The organism is Actinomadura sp. K4S16 (assembly GCF_008327685.1).
Lineage (GTDB): Bacteria > Actinomycetota > Actinomycetes > Streptosporangiales > Streptosporangiaceae > Spirillospora.
On the sequence record NZ_BDDE01000023.1, the window covers coordinates 87,714 to 104,181 of the forward strand.

General features: G+C 74.3%; 13 protein-coding genes. 10 read left to right on the forward strand and 3 right to left on the reverse strand.

Features of this window, described 5'->3' with window-relative positions; all coding sequences use genetic code 11:
- Window positions 1–8: 8 nt before the first annotated feature.
- Window positions 9–509: a hypothetical protein gene (locus K4S16_RS35450; protein WP_149263439.1), complete on the reverse strand. Its 501-nt coding sequence runs from the start codon at window positions 507–509 to the stop codon at window positions 9–11.
- Window positions 510–548: 39 nt separating this feature from the next.
- Here K4S16_RS35450 and K4S16_RS35455 point away from each other — a divergent pair, with 39 nt between their 5' ends.
- Window positions 549–1,487 carry a CoA ester lyase gene (locus K4S16_RS35455; protein WP_149263440.1) on the forward strand — a complete coding sequence of 313 codons (939 nt, stop codon included), beginning with the start codon at window positions 549–551 and terminating at the stop codon, window positions 1,485–1,487.
- 74 nt (window positions 1,488–1,561) lie between these two features.
- Complete coding sequence (locus K4S16_RS46740; RefSeq protein ID WP_149263441.1) at window positions 1,562–3,013, forward strand: CPBP family intramembrane glutamic endopeptidase; 1,452 nt, start codon at window positions 1,562–1,564, stop codon at window positions 3,011–3,013.
- A gap of 22 nt (window positions 3,014–3,035) precedes the next feature.
- On the opposite strand, the gene K4S16_RS35465 is transcribed toward K4S16_RS46740, so the two are convergent.
- Window positions 3,036–3,425 carry an NUDIX hydrolase gene (locus tag K4S16_RS35465; protein WP_149263442.1) on the reverse strand — a complete coding sequence of 130 codons (390 nt, stop codon included), beginning with the start codon at window positions 3,423–3,425 and terminating at the stop codon, window positions 3,036–3,038.
- 84 nt (window positions 3,426–3,509) lie between these two features.
- On the opposite strand from K4S16_RS35465, the gene K4S16_RS35470 reads away from it, so the two are divergent.
- The 4 genes from K4S16_RS35470 (at window position 3,510) to K4S16_RS35485 (ending at window position 6,755) form a co-directional block, all read left to right on the forward strand.
- Entirely contained in the window at window positions 3,510–4,157 is a 648-nt protein-coding gene (locus K4S16_RS35470) for a DUF6758 family protein (RefSeq protein WP_149263443.1), read from the forward strand.
- A gap of 27 nt (window positions 4,158–4,184) precedes the next feature.
- Window positions 4,185–5,051 carry a PHP domain-containing protein gene (locus K4S16_RS35475; protein WP_149263444.1) on the forward strand — a complete coding sequence of 289 codons (867 nt, stop codon included), beginning with the start codon at window positions 4,185–4,187 and terminating at the stop codon, window positions 5,049–5,051.
- Between the two features lie 10 nt (window positions 5,052–5,061).
- Window positions 5,062–5,769 (forward strand): MBL fold metallo-hydrolase, encoded by a 708-nt coding sequence (locus tag K4S16_RS35480; RefSeq protein WP_149263445.1) that lies wholly within the window; start codon window positions 5,062–5,064, stop codon window positions 5,767–5,769.
- Window positions 5,770–5,855: 86 nt separating this feature from the next.
- Window positions 5,856–6,755, forward strand: a complete 900-nt coding sequence (locus K4S16_RS35485; RefSeq protein ID WP_149263446.1) for a PD-(D/E)XK nuclease family protein — start codon at window positions 5,856–5,858, stop codon at window positions 6,753–6,755.
- Here the strand turns inward: K4S16_RS35485 and K4S16_RS35490 are convergent.
- Window positions 6,752–7,660 carry an oxygenase MpaB family protein gene (locus K4S16_RS35490; RefSeq protein ID WP_149263560.1) on the reverse strand — a complete coding sequence of 303 codons (909 nt, stop codon included), beginning with the start codon at window positions 7,658–7,660 and terminating at the stop codon, window positions 6,752–6,754. The two genes, K4S16_RS35485 and K4S16_RS35490, sit on opposite strands and share 4 nt — an antisense overlap.
- A 117-nt stretch (window positions 7,661–7,777) precedes the next feature.
- On the opposite strand from K4S16_RS35490, the gene K4S16_RS35495 reads away from it, so the two are divergent.
- The 4 genes from K4S16_RS35495 (at window position 7,778) to K4S16_RS44660 (ending at window position 16,463) form a co-directional block, all read left to right on the forward strand.
- The gene (locus K4S16_RS35495; protein ID WP_235037276.1) at window positions 7,778–8,236 is read left to right on the forward strand and encodes a MarR family winged helix-turn-helix transcriptional regulator; all 459 of its coding nucleotides are present in this window, start codon (window positions 7,778–7,780) and stop codon (window positions 8,234–8,236) included.
- Window positions 8,237–8,262: 26 nt separating this feature from the next.
- Entirely contained in the window at window positions 8,263–9,681 is a 1,419-nt protein-coding gene (locus K4S16_RS35500) for an MFS transporter (RefSeq protein WP_149263447.1), read from the forward strand.
- Between the two features lie 552 nt (window positions 9,682–10,233).
- Window positions 10,234–16,032 (forward strand): type I polyketide synthase, encoded by a 5,799-nt coding sequence (locus K4S16_RS35505; protein WP_235037277.1) that lies wholly within the window; start codon window positions 10,234–10,236, stop codon window positions 16,030–16,032.
- On the forward strand, window positions 16,029–16,463 hold the full coding sequence (locus tag K4S16_RS44660; RefSeq protein WP_160161146.1) for a thioesterase family protein: 435 nt from the start codon (window positions 16,029–16,031) through the stop codon (window positions 16,461–16,463). Before K4S16_RS35505 ends, K4S16_RS44660 begins: the two co-directional genes overlap by 4 nt.
- Window positions 16,464–16,468: the final 5 nt, after the last annotated feature.

Here is a 16,468-nt window from a genome sequence, read left to right on the forward strand (position 1 = left end):
GGCGGCGGCTACCGGTCGGCGTGCCGCCGCTTGCCGCCGTACATGCGCGGGGGCGCGCCGGCGGTCGTCGCGGGGGTGGGGACCGGCCGCACGGCGGCGTACTCCTCGTCCGCCTCCACGGCCTCGTCGGCCGGGGTGAGCCGCACGATCCACGACTCCTCGGCCCACGTCTCGACCTGGCCCTCGTGTGTCCGGGCGTTGAGGCGCTCCTTGGCGAGGATCGGCGTCACCTCGTCCCACAGCGCCGTGCCGGGCTCGACCCGCTCGGCGTCGGCGACGAACGCGAGGAGCCGGCCGCCCTTGTCCTTGCTGCGCAGGATCACCGTCACCTGCGCGGCCTCCGGCAGCCCCGGGAGCGGCTGCTCGCCCTCCCCGCCGGTGAGCACGTACGCCGACCCGTCGTGCCACACGTGCCAGGCGGCGCGCGGCTGGACGAGGCCGGGCAGCTCCAGCCACAGCAGCCCCGACTTCTTGGCCGCCTCCTCCACCAGCGCCCTGTTCAGACCCATGCGACGAGGGTCTCATACCGCTGGATAGCATCCGGGGCCATGCGCTCTCGACGTACCACCCTCGCGGTCCCGGGCAGCAATCCCCGCTTCATCGAGAAGGCGCAGGGGCTGCCCGCCGACGAGGTCTTCCTCGACCTGGAGGACGCCGTCGCCCCGTCGGCCAAGGAGGCCGCCCGCGCGACCGTGGTCGCCGCGCTCAACGACGGCGACTGGACGGGGAAGACGCGGGTGGTGCGCGTCAACGACCTGGAGACCCACTGGGCCTACCGGGACGTGATCGAGGTCGTCGAGGGCGCCGGCGCCGACCTCGACGCGGTCATGCTGCCGAAGGTGTCGGACGCCGGCCACGTCCAGTGGCTCGACCGGCTCCTCACCCAGATCGAGCGGGCCATGGGCCTGCCCGTCGGCCGCATCGGCATCGAGGCGCAGATCGAGGACGCCCGCGGCATGGTCAACGTCGACGCCATCGCGGCGTCCTCGCCGCGGCTGGAGACGCTGGTCCTCGGGCCCGGCGACCTCATGGCGTCGATCAACATGAAGACGCTCGTCGTCGGGGAGCAGCCGCCCGGCTACACCGAGGGCGACGCCTACCACTACATCCTCATGCGGATCCTGATGGCCGCCCGCGCCCACGACCTCCAGGCGATCGACGGGCCCTACTTCAACGTCCGCGACGTGGAGGCCTTCACCCGCGTCGCCGAGCGCTCGGCCGCCCTCGGCTTCGACGGCAAGTGGGTGCTGCACCCGTCCCAGATCGAGGCGGGCAACGCGGTCTTCTCCCCCTCCCAGGACGACTACGACCACGCCGAACTGATCCTGGACGCCTACGAGCACTCGCTCGGCGAGGGACGCGGCGCCGCCCGGCTCGGGGACGAGATGATCGACGAGGCGTCCCGGAAGATGGCCCTCGTCGTCGCCGCCAAGGGCAGGGCGGCGGGAATGGCGCGGACGAAGCGCTTCGACCCGCCCGGGAACTGAAGGACCCGTACGATTCGTCCCAGGTTGTACGCAAGGGTTCGCCGAACACCAGGGTCCACAAGAAGGGGTCGCACGTGGCAGGAGCAGGGGACGGCGACGGCTGGGCACCCCTAGACCCCGAACTCGGGCGCGAGCCGCGGAGGGACCCGCAGCCGTCCGGCCCCCGGCCCGTGCCGCACGGCGAGGCGCAGCCGCCCGCCGCCGACTGGCCGTCGCCGGACCAGGCCCAGCCCCAAGACGCCGGATGGCCTCCCGCAGCCCAGCAGCCGTACGGCCCCGGACAGCCGTCCGAGGCCGGGCAGCCGTACGGAGCCCAGCAGCCCTATGGCGCTCAGGCCTATGGCGCGCAGGGCTATGGCGCCCAGCCCTACGGCACAGGCCAGCCTTACGGAACCGGCCAGTTGCCCGTGTACAAGCCCGGGATGCCGTACTGGGAGGGGGCGCCTGCGCAGCCGGATGCGTACGGGCCGGGCCCCTACGGCGCCGGGTACGGGATCCACGCGGCCAAGCGGCCCTGGACGGTGCCGACGCCGAAGGAGGTCCCGTTCCACCGGCTGGCGCGCAACGAGGCGCACCGGTGGTGGCGCCCGCTGGTCGGCACCCTCGGGATCGCCGTCGTCGGGATGGCGCTGGCCGTCGGGCTGATGATCGTGGGGGTCATCGTCCAGGCGCTGGTCACCGGCGAGGCCCCGGACACCTCCGGGACGGGCGACCAGATCTTCGGCGACCAGACGGCCGACCTGGCCTTCAACCTCGGCGCGCTGGCGCTGTTCCTGCCGGTCGCGCTGCTCGGGGCCTGGGTCGTCCAGCGGCGGCGGCCGGGAACGCTCTCCTCGGTCGCGGGACGGCTGCGCTGGCGCTGGCTGCTGGCCTGCAGCGGTCTGGCGATCCTGTTCTGCGCCGTCTCCTACGGGACGGCGATCGTCGCCGGCGCGGCCATGCACGACCAGTCGGGCGGCGACGAGCACTGGGTGGGGTGGGGGAAGTTCGTCGCCCCGGCCGTCGTCATCATCCTGCTGGTGCCGTTCCAGTCGGCGGCGGAGGAGTACGTGTTCCGCGGCTGGATGCTCCAGGCCGTCGGCGCCTGCACTCTGGAGAACGCCAGGGGACGGGCCGGACGCGCCTTCAGCGTCGTGTTCCGCACGCCGTGGCCGGGGATCGTCGTCGGGTCGGCCCTGTTCACGTCGGGGCACGGCTACACAGGCTGGGGCATCCTCGACATCTTCGCCTTCGGCGCTATCGCGGCGTGGCTCGCGGTGCGGACGGGCGGGCTGGAGTCCGGCATCGCCCTGCACGTGTTCAACAACCTGATGGCGTTCCTCGGGCCCGCCGCGGTCGGCCAACTCGACATCGAGCAGGGCAGCGTCCCGTGGCAGGTCGTCGCGGCGGACATCGTCCCGATGCTGCTGTACGCGGCCGCCGTCCTGTGGCTGGCGCGGCGGATGCGGGTCCGGACCGTCACGGCCGGCGACGGGGACGGCCAGGCGCCGGTGACGGCGGCCACCGAGCCCGCGCACGCCTCCTAGCTCGTCCGGGAGGGCCGCCCGGTCACAGGACGCCCCATTCGGCGAGGGCTCTGAGCAGGCCGGGCGTCATCGGGAGGCCGTCCATCTCCGCGGGCGGAACCCAGCGCACGTCGGACGCGTCGTCGCCCGCGCGGAGCGTCCCGCCGGTCGCGGTCGCCTCGTAGTCGTGGATCTCGTAGACGACGCCGCCGGGCCCGGCGCGCTCGACCGTCCCGGCCAGGGCGCCGACGAGGACGTCCAGGCCGGTCTCCTCCCTCAGCTCGCGGACGACCGCCGCGGGGTCGTCCTCGCCGGGCTCGACCCGCCCGCCCGGAATGGACCACAGGCCCTCGCCGGGCGGATGCCCGCGCCTCACCAGCAGGAACCGCCCCTCGGCGTCCCGGACGATCCCGCCGACGCAGCGCACTCGCATGACCCCATTTTCTCGCCACTTTTCCCTGGCGAGGCCCCCGCCCGCCTTGACGAGGCGGGATGCGGCCGCGCAAGGTGGTTACTCATGAGGGCGGAGCCCACATGCCCGCGCTGCGGGGGTCCTGTCAGCGCGCCGAACCTCTGGTCCAGCGACTGGAGTTGCGGCGTGCACGGCGCCGTACTGCCGCGCCAGCCGTCCAAGCGCCCCGGCCCCGAGGGGCTGGCCGCCGTGCTGCGGGACGCGAGGGTCCCCGTCTGGACGCCCTGGCCGCTCCCGGCGGCCTGGCTCGTCACGGGGTTCACCACGGTCGGGGACGAGCGCTCGGGCGCCCGCGCGACCGCCGTCGCGGTGTCCGGGCCGGGGCTGCTGCGCGGCCCCGCCGACATGGTCCTGATCGCCGAGGAGCCGGGGATCGGCCTCGGCGCCCACTACGCCGGGCTCGCGGGCCCCGATCCCGGGAACGGGTTCAACGGCGGACCGCCGCACGTGAAGCTGGAGGTCGCCGGCCCCGCCGCGACCTGCGGGCAGACGGTGCCGATGTGGACGGTCGGCGACCGCTCCGACCGCGCCGCCTACGTCGGCGAGGCGATGGGGAACTGGCTGTGGGCGGTGCTGTGGCCCGCCGACTCCGGGGTGCTCCTGCTGGAGCACCTGACCCTGCTCGACCTCCGCGAGCCGGGCATGGAGCTCGACCTCCCCTACGGCGCGCACAGCCCCCGCCTCGACGGCTGAGCCGCGTCCGGTTGGTAGGAAGGGTCCATGCGGATCGATCTGCACTGCCACAGTGACGCGTCCGACGGCACCCGGCGGCCGGCCGAGGTCGTCCGGCGGGCGCGCGGCAACGGCGTGGACGTCGTCGCGCTCACCGACCACGACACGGTCGCGGGCTGGGACGAGGCCGCCGCGTCCCTCCCCGACGGGCTGGCGCTCGTCCCCGGCATCGAGCTGTCGTGCAAGGAGGGCGGCCGGAGCCTGCACATGCTGGGCTACCTGTTCGATCCCGGCGAGCCGGAGCTGGCCGCCGAGCTGGCCCGGATCCGCGACGACCGGGTGATCAGGGCGCGCGCCATGGTGGAGCGGCTCCGCGAGCTGGGCGCCGGCGTCACGTGGGACATGGTCCGCGCGCTGGCGAGCGGCGAGGCGGTCGGACGCCCGCACATCGCGCGCGCCATGGTGGAGGCCGGCGTGATCGAGACGGCGGACGAGGCGTTCACGTCCCGATGGATCGCCCAGGGCGGCCGCGTCTACGTCGACCGGTACGCGCTCGACCCGGAGCGGGCGATCGAGCTGGTCCGCGCCGCCGGGGGAGTGTGCGTGCTGGCGCATCCCCGGGCGCGCCGCCGCGGCTATGTGTTCGAGGACGAGGTGATCGAGAGGCTCGCCGCCGCCGGGCTCGCCGGGGTGGAGACCGACCACCCCGACCACGCCCCCGAGGACCGCGCCCGGCTGCGCGGCCTGGCCGCCGCGCTCGGGCTCGCCGCGACCGGCTCCAGCGACGACCACGGCGCGTTCACCGGCGACCGGATCGGCGCCGAGACCACCGCGCCGGACGCCTTCGAGGCGCTCCGCGCCGCCGCCACCGGCGGTGATCTCCGTCTGCCCGACCGGGGCGGCGAATCGCGGTAGGGTGCGAAGCGTGGACGCGCGCATCGAACAGGTGGTGACGTCGGGGAAGCTCACCCTGGACGACACCGAGTACGACGTCGAGAACAACACCTACATCGTCGGCGACGACGACGAGGTCATCGTGATCGACCCGGCGCACGACGCCGAGGCCATCCTCAAGGAGGTCGGTGACCGCGAGGTCATGGCCGTCCTGCTGACCGACGGCAACGAGCACCGCCTCAGCGTGGTCCTCGAGGTCGCCGCCGCCGGCGAGGAGGACGAGGACAACTGGGCGCCGATCGCCCTGCACCGCGCCGACCGGCTGCTGTGGCGCGACTACTTCGGCCGCCTCGCCAAGGAGGAGGACGACGAGGACGACGCCAAGGCGCTGCGCTCCCTCGAACCCGACATCTGGCTGGAGGACGGCGGCGTCTTCGAGATCGGCGACGCGCAGCTCGAGATCGTGCACACCCCGGGCCACACCCCCGGCAGCGTCTGCGTGATCAGCGAGCAGCTCGGCCTGCTGTTCTCCGGCGACACGCTGCACCGCGGCCGTCCCGGCTCGGTCGGCGGCGCCTACGAGGACCTGCGCAAGCAGCTCAACTCGATCGGCGCCCTGCTGACCCCGCTGCCGAAGGACCTGCGGGTCCTGCCCGCCCAGGGCGAGGAGACCACGGTCGGCGACGAGGACGCCCGCTGGGAGAGCTGGGGCTCGCTGGCGCAGGAGACCGACGACTGACCGATGCCCGGAGCGAAGCGGAGGGCGGCGGTCAGTCCCCCGTCCCGGGGGGTCTGGGGGGTCGTCCCCCCAGAGAGGGCATAGCCTTGGAGCAGCTCGGGTTCGAGGGGATGCCCCGGCGGCTGTACACGTGCACGCCGTCGCGGCTGAACACGTGGCTTGACTGCCCGCGCCGGTACCGGATGACCTACCTCGATCGTCCGATGCCGCCGAAGGGCCCGCCGTGGGCGCACAACAGCGTCGGGGCGAGCGTGCACAACGCGCTGGCCGGCTGGTGGCGGCTGCCCGTCCAGGAGCGCAGTCCCGAGGCGGCGGGGACGCTGCTGGCCCGGGGCTGGCTGACCGACGGCTTCCGGGACGAGGCCCAGTCCGCGCAGTGGCGTGAGCGGGCCCGGGAGATGACGGAGCGGTACGTCGCGGGGCTCGACCCGTCCGACGAACCGCTCGGCGTCGAGCGCACCGTGGCGACCCGCACCGACCGGATCGCGGTGTCCGGGCGCATCGACCGGCTCGACGCGCGGGGCTCCGAGCTCGTCGTCGTCGACTACAAGACGGGGCGGCACGTCCTCACCGCCGACGACGCCCGCGGCTCGCTGGCGATGGCGATCTACGCGGTGGCGGCGTCGCGCGTCCTGCGCCGCCCGTGCCGCCGCGTCGAGCTGCACCACCTTCCGTCCGGTGAGGTCGCGGTGTGGGAGCACACCGACGAGTCGCTGGCCCGGCACATCCGGCGCGCCGAGCAGATCGCCGCCGAGGCCGCGGCCGCCGACGACGCCTACCGTGAGATCGCCGGTCCCGCCAAGGGGAACCGCACCGTGCCGAGGCCCCGTGACGGGGAGGTCGACCACGGCCCGTTCGACGAGTCGTTCCCGCCGCGTCCGGGGAACCTGTGCTCGTGGTGCGACTTCGCCCGCCACTGCCCCGAGGGCCGGGAGGCCGCCCCGCGCAAGGAGCCGTGGGCGGCGCTCCCCGTCGACGCCGTCTAGGCGGGCGTGAGGGCCCGGCGGTCGGGCCAGCGGCGCGGGTCGCGCAGGCCGTACAGGCCCTTGCTCAGGTCGTAGCCGTCGGCCGCGAGCCGCTGCCGGGCGCGGTCCAGCATGTCGCGGGTGTTCTTCGCGAACGCGTAGTCGTGGACGCGCTCGGGCACCGAGTTCATCGCGAGCCGGAACGACTTCAGCGCCGCCGTCACCGCGGGCTGCGGCACCTCGGGCAGCGCACCGTACATCTGGCGCGCCCAGTCCGGCAGGGAGTAGTAGCAGAGCGCGCCGAACGGGAAGTAGCCGGGCTTGCCGGGGGAGAGGAACTTCAGGTTGTCCGGCAGCGTCGGCCACATGAGGAACCGGACGGTCTCCGCCGCCTCTTCGGTGACCCGCAAGCGCGGCCGCATCTCGGCGAAGAACGCCTCCATCTCGGCGACGCCGCCGGGAACGTCGTCGGCGTGCAGCCCGACGAGCGTCGCCGACTTGCGCTGCTCGTACAGGTAGCGGTCGGCCATGGCGTCCGTCAGCGGCAGCCCGGCCCGCCGCGCCACCTCCAGGTAGGAGTACACCTCGGCGCAGTGCACCCACAGCAGCAGCTCGGGCTGGTCCAGCCGCTCCTTCTTCCCGGTGTCGTGGTTGAGGATGCGCAGGCTCCGGTGGATCTCCCGCACCCGGTACGCGGCCTCCTCGACCTCCTCCGGACTGCCGAACGTGCCGAGCCCGACGAAGTCGGACGTCCGCTGGAGCCGCCCGAACGGGTCCTCGCGGAAGTTGGAGTTCTGCCAGACGCCCCACATCGCCATCGGGTGCAGCGCCTGGAGCATCAGGCTGCGCACGCCCCCGACCCACATGGACCGGTCGATGTGGACGCGCCACGTGACGCTCTCGGGGGGCTGGACGGTCGCCGGCATGTACACCTCCATGAGACAAACTGAAGTAAGTGTGTCATTACTTCGACGGCCCCGCGACACCGCCCCACCCTGGACGAGATGCATAAAGACTATATATAAAGCTGCTATCTTTCAGGCATGAGCCGCCAGGGCGCCGCGCACGGCGCTTCCGAAGCCATCGGGTCAGCCCTCTACGGTCTGGCCACCAGGGCCGTGAGACGCCTTCCCCGCGACATGAGCCTGACGTCCGCCGCCACCTTGGCCACCCTGGACAAGACCGGCCCGCGGCGGATCACCGATCTGGCGGCGGCCGAGGGCGTCACCCAGCCCGCGATGACCGTCCTGGTCCGGGTGATGGAGGAATCCGGGCTGGTCGAGCGGACGGGCGATCCGTCCGACAGGCGGGTCACGCTGGTGCGCCTGACCGAGGCCGGCGAATCGTACGTCCGGACGCGGCGCCAGGCGGGCGTCGACGCGTACGCGCGGTTGATCGACGAGCTCACCGATGACGAGGTCGAGGCCTTGGCGGCTGCCCTTCCGGCGCTGCTGCGTCTGGCGGAGCTCGAAAGCCACGCCCGAGAGGAGTCGGACCGGTGACCGCGGCCGAGGCTCATGACCAGCCCATGAGCGCTGCCCCGGCTCGTTCCGAGGCACGTCTGCTGGTCCCCGCCCTGATATTCATCGCCTTGGTCGTGGCGGCGGTCGCCAGCCTCGGGACGCCGCTCATCACCAGCGTGGCGACCACGTTCCATGTCTCCCTCGACAGCGCGCAGTGGACGCTGACCATCGCCCTGCTCAGCGGCGCCGTCGCCACCCCCGTCCTCGGCCGGCTCGGCGCCGGTCCGCACCGGCGGGCCGCGATTCTCGCCACGCTTGCGATCGTCGTCGCCGGCAGCGCGCTCACGGTGCTGCCGCTGCCGTTCGCCTGGCTGCTCGTGGGCAGAGCGGCCCAAGGCGTCGGACTCGGTCTCACGGCGCTGATGATGGGCGTGGCCCGCGACCATCTTCCCAAGGAGCGCAGCGCGGCCACGATCGCCCTGATCTCGGTGGTCTCCATCATCGGAGCCGGCGTCGGCTACCCGCTGGCCGCGCTGCTCGCCGAGTTCGGCGGACTGCGGGCCGCCTACGGCCTCGGCCTGCTCGTCACCGCCATCGCGTTCCTGACCGCTTGGCGCTCCATGCCCGCGGCTCCCGAAGGCCGCTCCGCTCACGTGAACGTGGCCGGCGCGCTCCTCCTGGCGGGTGGACTGCTCCTCGTCCTGTTCCTGGCCGGCGAGAGGAGCCTGTGGAGCCTGCACCTCGCCGTGGCGGTGACCCTTGCCGTCGCCGCCGTGCTCCTGCTGTGCGTCTGGACCGCCTCCGAACTGCGCAGCGCGACGCCTCTGGTCGACGTCCGGGCGGTACGGCACCCGGCGGTCGCCGGGGCGAACATCGCCATGTTCGTCGGCGGGAGCGGCATGTACCTCCTGCTCACGCTCATCACCCGCTACGCGCAGACGCCGCACGGCGCCGGCTACGGCTTCGGGCTGAGCACCTTCGTGGCGGGGCTGGTCCTCATCCCGTTCTCCGTGCTGGGGTTCGTCGCCGGCAGGCTCACGCCCCGGGTCCGCCGACGGATCGACGGCCCCCTGCTCCTGGCCGGCAGCGCCGCCATCGTCGGCGGCGGGTTCGTCCTGTTCGCGGCGGCCCGGTCCAACCTGGCCGAACTGCTCGTGGCCATGGGCGTGCTGGGCTTCGGCGTCGGCGGCTTCTCGGCCGCCATGCCCGGCGTCATCCTGGCCGTCACGCCCAAGAGCGAGACGTCGAGCGCGATGAGCTTCAACTACGTCGTCCGCAGCGTCGGGTACTCCCTGGGCAGCGCCATCGGCGGTCTGGTCCTGGCCGCCGGCACCGGCACCGGCCGCCTCTTCCCGGACGAGGGCGCCTACACCACCGCGGCGCTGGTCGGCGTCGCCGCGATGGCGATCACGACGATGACCAGCCTCGTCCTCGCCCGCCGACGCTCACCCGAGACCGATCCGGTCGCGGCCCCGGCCGGCTGACCGAAGCCGTCCGACTTCGACGCCGTCTCCGTCGGCTCGCCGACCCGCAGCGCGCCGGCCATGGATGGATCTGAGCATGCCTCCGAGCATCGTTGAAGGATCATCCATTTCCGCGAGCGCAATTCGCACATGCCCCGGTGCCGCTGCGAATTACGCCCCGTGACGGACGGCTTTTCGTCCGTCGCGCTGCGTGCGGCGCTCACCGGGAAAGCGGTCAACCGGGCACCAAGCGGGATGTGGAGCGCGGTACGCCGCAAACGCGTGATGCCGGGCATGAGTGGGCCGAGAATGGCCGCGGAAGACTCGAAAATGGTTCACTAATGCTCGGTTCGGCCCCTTGACGCCATGAGACCAGGCTGCCTACAGTTCAGTAACTTACAGATTGATCTTGGAATGGGCGGGCGCCGCGGGCGGCGTCCGCACGCTCCGAGAATGGTCAGTCACGGCTTGGCCGCATTTCCTCCCTCCCTGGGCACGGCGCTCGATTCGGCGTGCCCGAAAACGGGCTGCCCGGAAATGCGCGGGCCTTTCGCCGCCGTATTGGGGTGCACTGTGAGCTCTCGAATAGCGATCGTCGGCATGGCGTGCCGCTTCCCGGACGCCGCCACTCCCGAGGAGCTGTGGGACAACGTCCTGGCCGGGCGCCGGTCGTTCCGCCGCATCCCGTCCCAGCGGATCAGGCTGGAGGACTACTACAGCGCCGACCGCTCCGCGGCCGACCAGATCTACATCACCGAGGCCGCGCTGCTGCGCGACTGGGAGTTCGACCGGGTCCGGTTCAAGGTCGCCGGCTCCACCTACCGCAACGCCGACCTGACCCACTGGCTCGCGCTGGAGACGGCGGCCGAGGCGCTGGCCGACGCCGGGTTCCCCGAGGGGCGCGGAGCGCCGGGCGAGAGCACCGGCGTGCTGGTCGGCAACTCCCTTACCGGCGAGGGCATCCGCGCCGCGCAGATGCGGCTGCGCTGGCCGTACGTGCGGCGCGTGGTGGCCGACGCGCTGAAGGACGACGTCGGGACCGACCGCCTCGCGGCGCTGCTCGCCGACCTGGAGCACTCCTACAAGGCGCCCTTCCCCGTCCCGGACGGAGACTCCCTGGCGGGCGGCCTGTCCAACACGATCGCCGGGCGCATCTGCAACCACTTCGACTTCAACGGCGGCGGCTACGTCGTGGACGGCGCGTGCGCGTCGTCGCTGCTGTCGGTCATCACCGCGTGCAACTCGCTGCTGACCGGCGACCTGGACCTGGCGGTCGCGGGCGGCGTGGACATCAGCGTCGACGCCACCGAGCTGATCGGGTTCTCCCGCGCGGGCGCGCTCGCCGTCGAGGAGATGCGCGTCTACGACCGGCGCTCCGCCGGGTTCTGGCCCGGCGAGGGCTGCGGCATGGTCGTGCTGATGCGCGAGGAGGACGCGGTCGCGCGCGGTCACCGCGTGCGCGGCTTCATCGACGGGTGGGGCGTGTCGTCGGACGGGGCGGGCGGCATCACCCGCCCGGAGACCGACGGGCAGCGGCTGGCGCTCGACCGCGCCTACCGGCGCGCCGGGTTCGGCCCGGACGAGGTCGCCTACTTCGAGGGGCACGGCACCGGCACGGCCGTCGGCGACGCCGCCGAGCTGGAGACCCTGATCGAGGCGCGCCGCGCGGCCGGCGGGTCCGCGCCGCCCGCCGCGGTCGGCTCGATCAAGGCCAACATCGGGCACACCAAGGCCGCCGCGGGCGTCGCCGGGCTGATCAAGAGCGTGCAGGCGGTCGGCGCGGGCGTGCTGCCGCCCACCACCGGCTGCGAGCGCCCGCACCCGCTGCTGGACGACGGCCGCGACGCGCTGCGCGTCCTGCGCAAGGGCGAGGCGTGGCCGGAGGGCGCGCCGCTGCGCGCGGGCGTGAGCGCGATGGGCTTCGGCGGCATCAACACGCACATGGTGGTCGAGGCGCCGCGGCCGTCGCGCCGCGCCCGCGTCGGCAACCGCACCCGCACGGTCCTCAACTCCCCGCAGGACGCCGAGCTGTTCGTCCTGGACGCCGACTCGCCCGCCGCGCTGGCCGAGCGGGCGACCGCGCTGGCGGCGGTGGCGGAGGCCGCCGCCCGGTCCGAGCTGCCCGACTTCGCCGCGCACCTGGCGGGGCGGCTGGCGCGGCGGCCGTGGCGCGCCGCCGTCGTTGCGGGCGCCCCGGCGGCGCTCGCGGCCGCCCTGCGCCGCGTCGCGGAGCTGGCCGGGGAGGCGACCGGGCAGGCCGGCGAGGGGGCCGTGCGGCACATCGACCCGGCGTCCGGCGTGTTCGTCGGCGGTCCGGGCGAGCAGCCGCGCATCGTCCTGCTGTTCCCCGGCCAGGGCTCGGGGACCCGCTCGGACGGCGGGGCGCTGCGCCGCCGCTTCGAGACGGTGGAGGAGCTGTACGAGGCGGCCGCGCTGCCCGTCGGCGCCGACCAGGTGGAGACCGCCGTGGCGCAGCCGCGCATCGCGACCGCCTCGGCCGCCGGGCTGCGGGTGCTCACCGCGCTCGGCGTGGAGGGCGGTGCCGCCGTGGGGCACAGCCTCGGCGAGATCACCGCGCTGCACTGGGCCGACGCCCTCGACGAGGACGCGCTGCTGCGGATCGCGGCGGCGCGCGGCGCGACGATGAGCGAGCTGGCCGAGGACGACGGCGCGATGGCGGGCATCACCGCGGACGCCGCCACCGTCGCCGCCCTGCTCGACGGCGCGGACGACGGCGTCGTCATCGCGGGCCACAACGGCCCCCGGCAGACCGTGGTCTCCGGCCCGGCGGACGGGCTGCTGCGGGTCATCGGCCGCGCCACGCGGGCCGGGCTGCAGGCCGTCCGGCTCCCGGTGTCGCACGCGTTCCACTCGCCGCTGGTCGCGCCCGCCGCGGAGGCGTTCGAGGGCCGGCTGCGCGGCGAGCCGCTCGCGCCGGTGCGACGCCCGGTGTTCTCCACGGTGACCGGTGCGGCGCTGCCTCCGGGGATGACGCCGGAGGAGCTGCGCGGCCTCCTGCGCGAGCAGATCACCGCGCCCGTGCTGTTCGCCGAGGCACTCAGTGCGGCCGCCGAGAACTCGGACCTGCTCATCGAGGTCGGGCCCGGGCAGGTCCTGACCCACCTCGCCCGCGAGATCACCGGCGTGCCCGCCGTCGCGACCCGCACCGACGAGGACTCCCTGACCGGGCTGCTCGGCGCGCTCGGCGCGGCGTTCGCCGTCGGCGCGGGCGTGCGGGTCGGGGAGCTGTTCGCCGACCGGCTGGTCCGGCCGTTCGACCCGGACACCGAGCCGGTGTTCATCTCCAACTTCTGCGAGATCGTCCCCGAGGTGGACGCCGCGCTGCTCGCCGACGCGACCGCCCGCGCCGCCGCGCCCGGCGCCGCCTCCGAGAGCGGCGTCCCGGACGAGGTCGGGACGGACGACCCGCTGCTGCTGATGCGCACGCTCGTCGCGCGCCGCGCCGAGTTCCCGCTCGACGCCGTCCAGGCCGACAGCAAGTTCCTGGACGACCTCCACCTCAGCTCCATCGTCGTGTCGGAGCTGGTCGGCGAGGCCATGCGCACCCTGGACCTGGCCGAGACCGCCGCCCCCACCGGCTACGCGACCGCCACCCTCGGCCAGGTCGCCGAGACGCTCCGGGAGCTGGTCGCGACCGGCGGCGCCGGGGAGGACGACGCCGAGGCCGCCGCCGCCAAGATCGTCCCGCCGGGGGTGGGTCCGTGGGTGCAGGCCTTCGCGGTGGACCGGCGGGAGACGGCGGCCCCCGGACGGGTCGCCCCGCGCGCCGCGGGCTCCTGGCAGGCCGTCGGGGAGCACCCCGCCGCCGGGCCGCTGCGCGAGGCGCTGGAGGCGGCGGAACTGGGCGAAGGTGTTCTGGTCGTCGTCCCCTCCGGCGCGGACCGTCTCGCCGTGCTGCGGGCGGGCGCCGACGCCGTCCTCGCCGGCAAGGACGTGACGCGCTGCGTGTTCGTCCAGGACGGGCCAGGCGCCGCCGGGTTCGCCAAGACGCTGCATCTGGAGGCGCCCTGGGTGGCGACCACCGTCGTGACCGCCGCCCTCGGCGACCCCGCGACCCCGGCGCTGGTCGCGGCGGACGCCGCCGCGACCGGCCGGTTCCGCGAGGTGATCCACGACGGCGCCCGCCGCGAGCCCTTCCTCGCGCCGGTCGAGCCGCGCGGCACCGACCTGCCCCTCGGGCCGGACGACGTGCTGCTCGTCACCGGCGGCGGCAAGGGCATCTCCGCCGAGTGCGCCCTCGCCCTCGCCCGCGAGAGCGGCGCCCGGCTCGCCCTGGTCGGACGGTCCGATCCGGCGGGCGACGCGGAGCTGGCCGCCAACCTCGAACGCATGGAGGCCGCCGGGGTCACCGCTCGCTACCTGCGCGCCGACGTCACCGACGCCGCCCGGGTCGCCGAGGCCGTCGCCGAGGCGCAGGCCGCGCTCGGACCGGTCACCGCCGTCCTGCACGGCGCGGGCGGCAACGTCCCGAAGCTGCTGGAGGAGCTGACCGACGAAGACTACGCCCGGACCATCGACCCCAAGGTCGCGGGTCTGGAGGCCGTCCTCGCCGCCGTCGACGCCGCGCGCCTCCGGCTCGTCATCACCTTCGGCAGCATGACCGGGCGCGCCGGGCTGCGCGGCGAGGCCCACTACGCCGTCGCCAACGAATGGCAGAGCGACCTGGTCGAGCGGCTCGCCGCCGAGCTGCCGCACTGCCGGTTCCGCGCCGTCGAATGGTCGCTGTGGTCGGGCGTCGGCATGGGGGAGCGGCTCGGCTCGGTGGAGAACCTGTCCCGCGCCGGCGTCACCACGATCGCCCCCGAGCAGGGCGTGGCGATGCTGCGCGACCTGGCCGCCGACCCGGACGCCCCGGTCGTCGCCGTCGTCACCGGACGGTTCGGCGAGATGCCGACCGTGTCGTTCGGCGCGGACGAGCCGCCGCTGCTGCGCTTCCTGGAGCGGCCGCGGGTGCACTACCCCGGGATCGAGCTGGTCGCCGACTCCGACGTCGGCTGGGGCAGCGACCCCTACCTCGCCGAGCACGTGTTCGGCGGCGGGACCGAGGCCGTCCTGCCCGGCACCGTCGGCATGGAGATCATGGCGCAGGCCGCCGCCGCGCTGCTGGGCCTGGACGTCGCGTCCGGCGCGGCGCCCGTCCTCACCGGCGTGGAGTTCCTGCGGGCGATCGCGGTCGCCGAGGACGCCACCGTCACCGTCCGGGTCGCCGCGCTGCGCACCGGCACCGGCAGCGTCACGACGGTCGTGCGGTGCAGCACCACCGACTTCAAGGTGGACCACTTCCGCGCGGTCTGCGAGGCGCCCGCCGCCGCGCCGAAGGGCGCCGGGCTCGTCCGGCCGGAGAACGCCGGGCTGCCGCCCATGGCGATCGACCCGCAGACCGAGCTGTACGGGCCGATGCTGTTCCACGGGCCCCGGTTCCGCCTGATGGGCGACATCCGGCGCGCCGACGCCAAGCACGTCACCGCCCGGCTGCTGCCCGACACCCGCGTGGCCTGGTTCGGCCGCTACCTGCCGGACCGGCTGCTGCTCGGCGACCCCGCCGCCCGCGACGCCTACATGCAGCCCCTCGCCCTGTGCGCCCCGACCGTCCTCGCGATCCCGGCGGGGGTGCGGCGGCTCGTCCCCGGGCCGCGCGCCGGCGCGACCGCCGCGTTCGTCCACGCCCGCTACCGGCTGGACGAGGACTGCTGGGACATGGAGGTCACCGACGAGGACGGCGAGCTGATCGAGACCTGGGAGGGCTTCACGACCCGGATGGTGGAGAAGTTCCCGCTGCCCGCCGGCTGGGTGCCCGCCCTCCTCGGCCCGTACGTCGAGCACGCCCTCGTGGCGTTCGGCCTCGCCGGGCGCGCCGTGGTCGACACCGACCCGGAGGGCGCGTCCCCGGAGGAGGCCGCGGAACTGGCCGTCCGGCGGCTGCTCGGCGGTGACGTCACCCTGCGCCTCGGCCCGGACGGCAGGCCGGAGACCAGCACCGGCGCCAATGTGTCGATCGCGCACAACGCCGGAGTCACGCTGGCGTCCAGCACCCCCGGCTGCGATCTCCGCCTGGTCGCCTCCCGCGACCGTGAGACGTGGGCCGGGCTGCTCGGCGCGGACGGCCTCGCGCTCGCCGACGCCCTGGACGAGGAGTTCGACACGGCCGCGACCCGTGTGCAGGCGGCGGTCGAGTCGGCGGCCAAGGCGGGGCTCCCCGCCGGGACGCCGTTCACCGTCCACTCCACCCACGAGGACGGCTGGGTCGTGCTGGCCGCCGGGGACGCCCGCGTCGCGACCATGGCGACCGGCGTCCGCGGCGTCGCCGAACCCGTCGTCCTGGCGGTGCTGACCGAGGAGGCGCCCGCGTGAAGGGCTTCGAGTACCGGCACGTCGTCACCATCGAGGACACCGACCTGCTCGGCAACGTCAACTACGTCAACTACATCTCCTGGCAGGGCCGCGCCCGCGAGCTGTGCCTGCGCGAGTACACCCCCGACGTGGTCGCCGGGTTCGGGGACGGCGTGCGGCTGCTCACGGTGAGCTGCCAGTGCGAGTACCTCCGGGAACTGACGATCTTCGACGAGGTGGCCGTCCGGATGACGCCCGGCGAGGTCGGCCAGACCCAGATGACCATGAGGTTCGAGTACTGGCGGCAGCGCCCCGACGGCGAGGAGCTGGTCGCCACGGGCGAGCAGCTCGTCGTCTGCGTCCGCCCGGGCCCCGGCGGCGACATGGTGCCCGCCCGCCTGCCCGAGTCGATGCGCCGCCTGGTCGACGCCGTTACCGCCGGCCGCCGCTGAGAGGA

Bases quoted from the DNA above. Each gene is read 5' to 3' on its own strand.
- K4S16_RS35450 (WP_149263439.1), bottom strand. From the start codon at position 509: ATGGGTCTGAACAGGGCGCTGGTGGAGGAGGCGGCCAAGAAGTCGGGG.
- K4S16_RS35455 (WP_149263440.1), top strand. From the start codon at position 549: ATGCGCTCTCGACGTACCACCCTCGCGGTCCCGGGCAGCAATCCCCGC.
- K4S16_RS35465 (WP_149263442.1), bottom strand. From the start codon at position 3,425: ATGCGAGTGCGCTGCGTCGGCGGGATCGTCCGGGACGCCGAGGGGCGG.
- K4S16_RS35470 (WP_149263443.1), top strand. From the start codon at position 3,510: ATGAGGGCGGAGCCCACATGCCCGCGCTGCGGGGGTCCTGTCAGCGCG.
- K4S16_RS35475 (WP_149263444.1), top strand. From the start codon at position 4,185: ATGCGGATCGATCTGCACTGCCACAGTGACGCGTCCGACGGCACCCGG.
- K4S16_RS35490 (WP_149263560.1), bottom strand. From the start codon at position 7,660: ATGCCGGCGACCGTCCAGCCCCCCGAGAGCGTCACGTGGCGCGTCCAC.
- K4S16_RS35495 (WP_235037276.1), top strand. From the start codon at position 7,778: ATGAGCCGCCAGGGCGCCGCGCACGGCGCTTCCGAAGCCATCGGGTCA.
- K4S16_RS35500 (WP_149263447.1), top strand. From the start codon at position 8,263: ATGAGCGCTGCCCCGGCTCGTTCCGAGGCACGTCTGCTGGTCCCCGCC.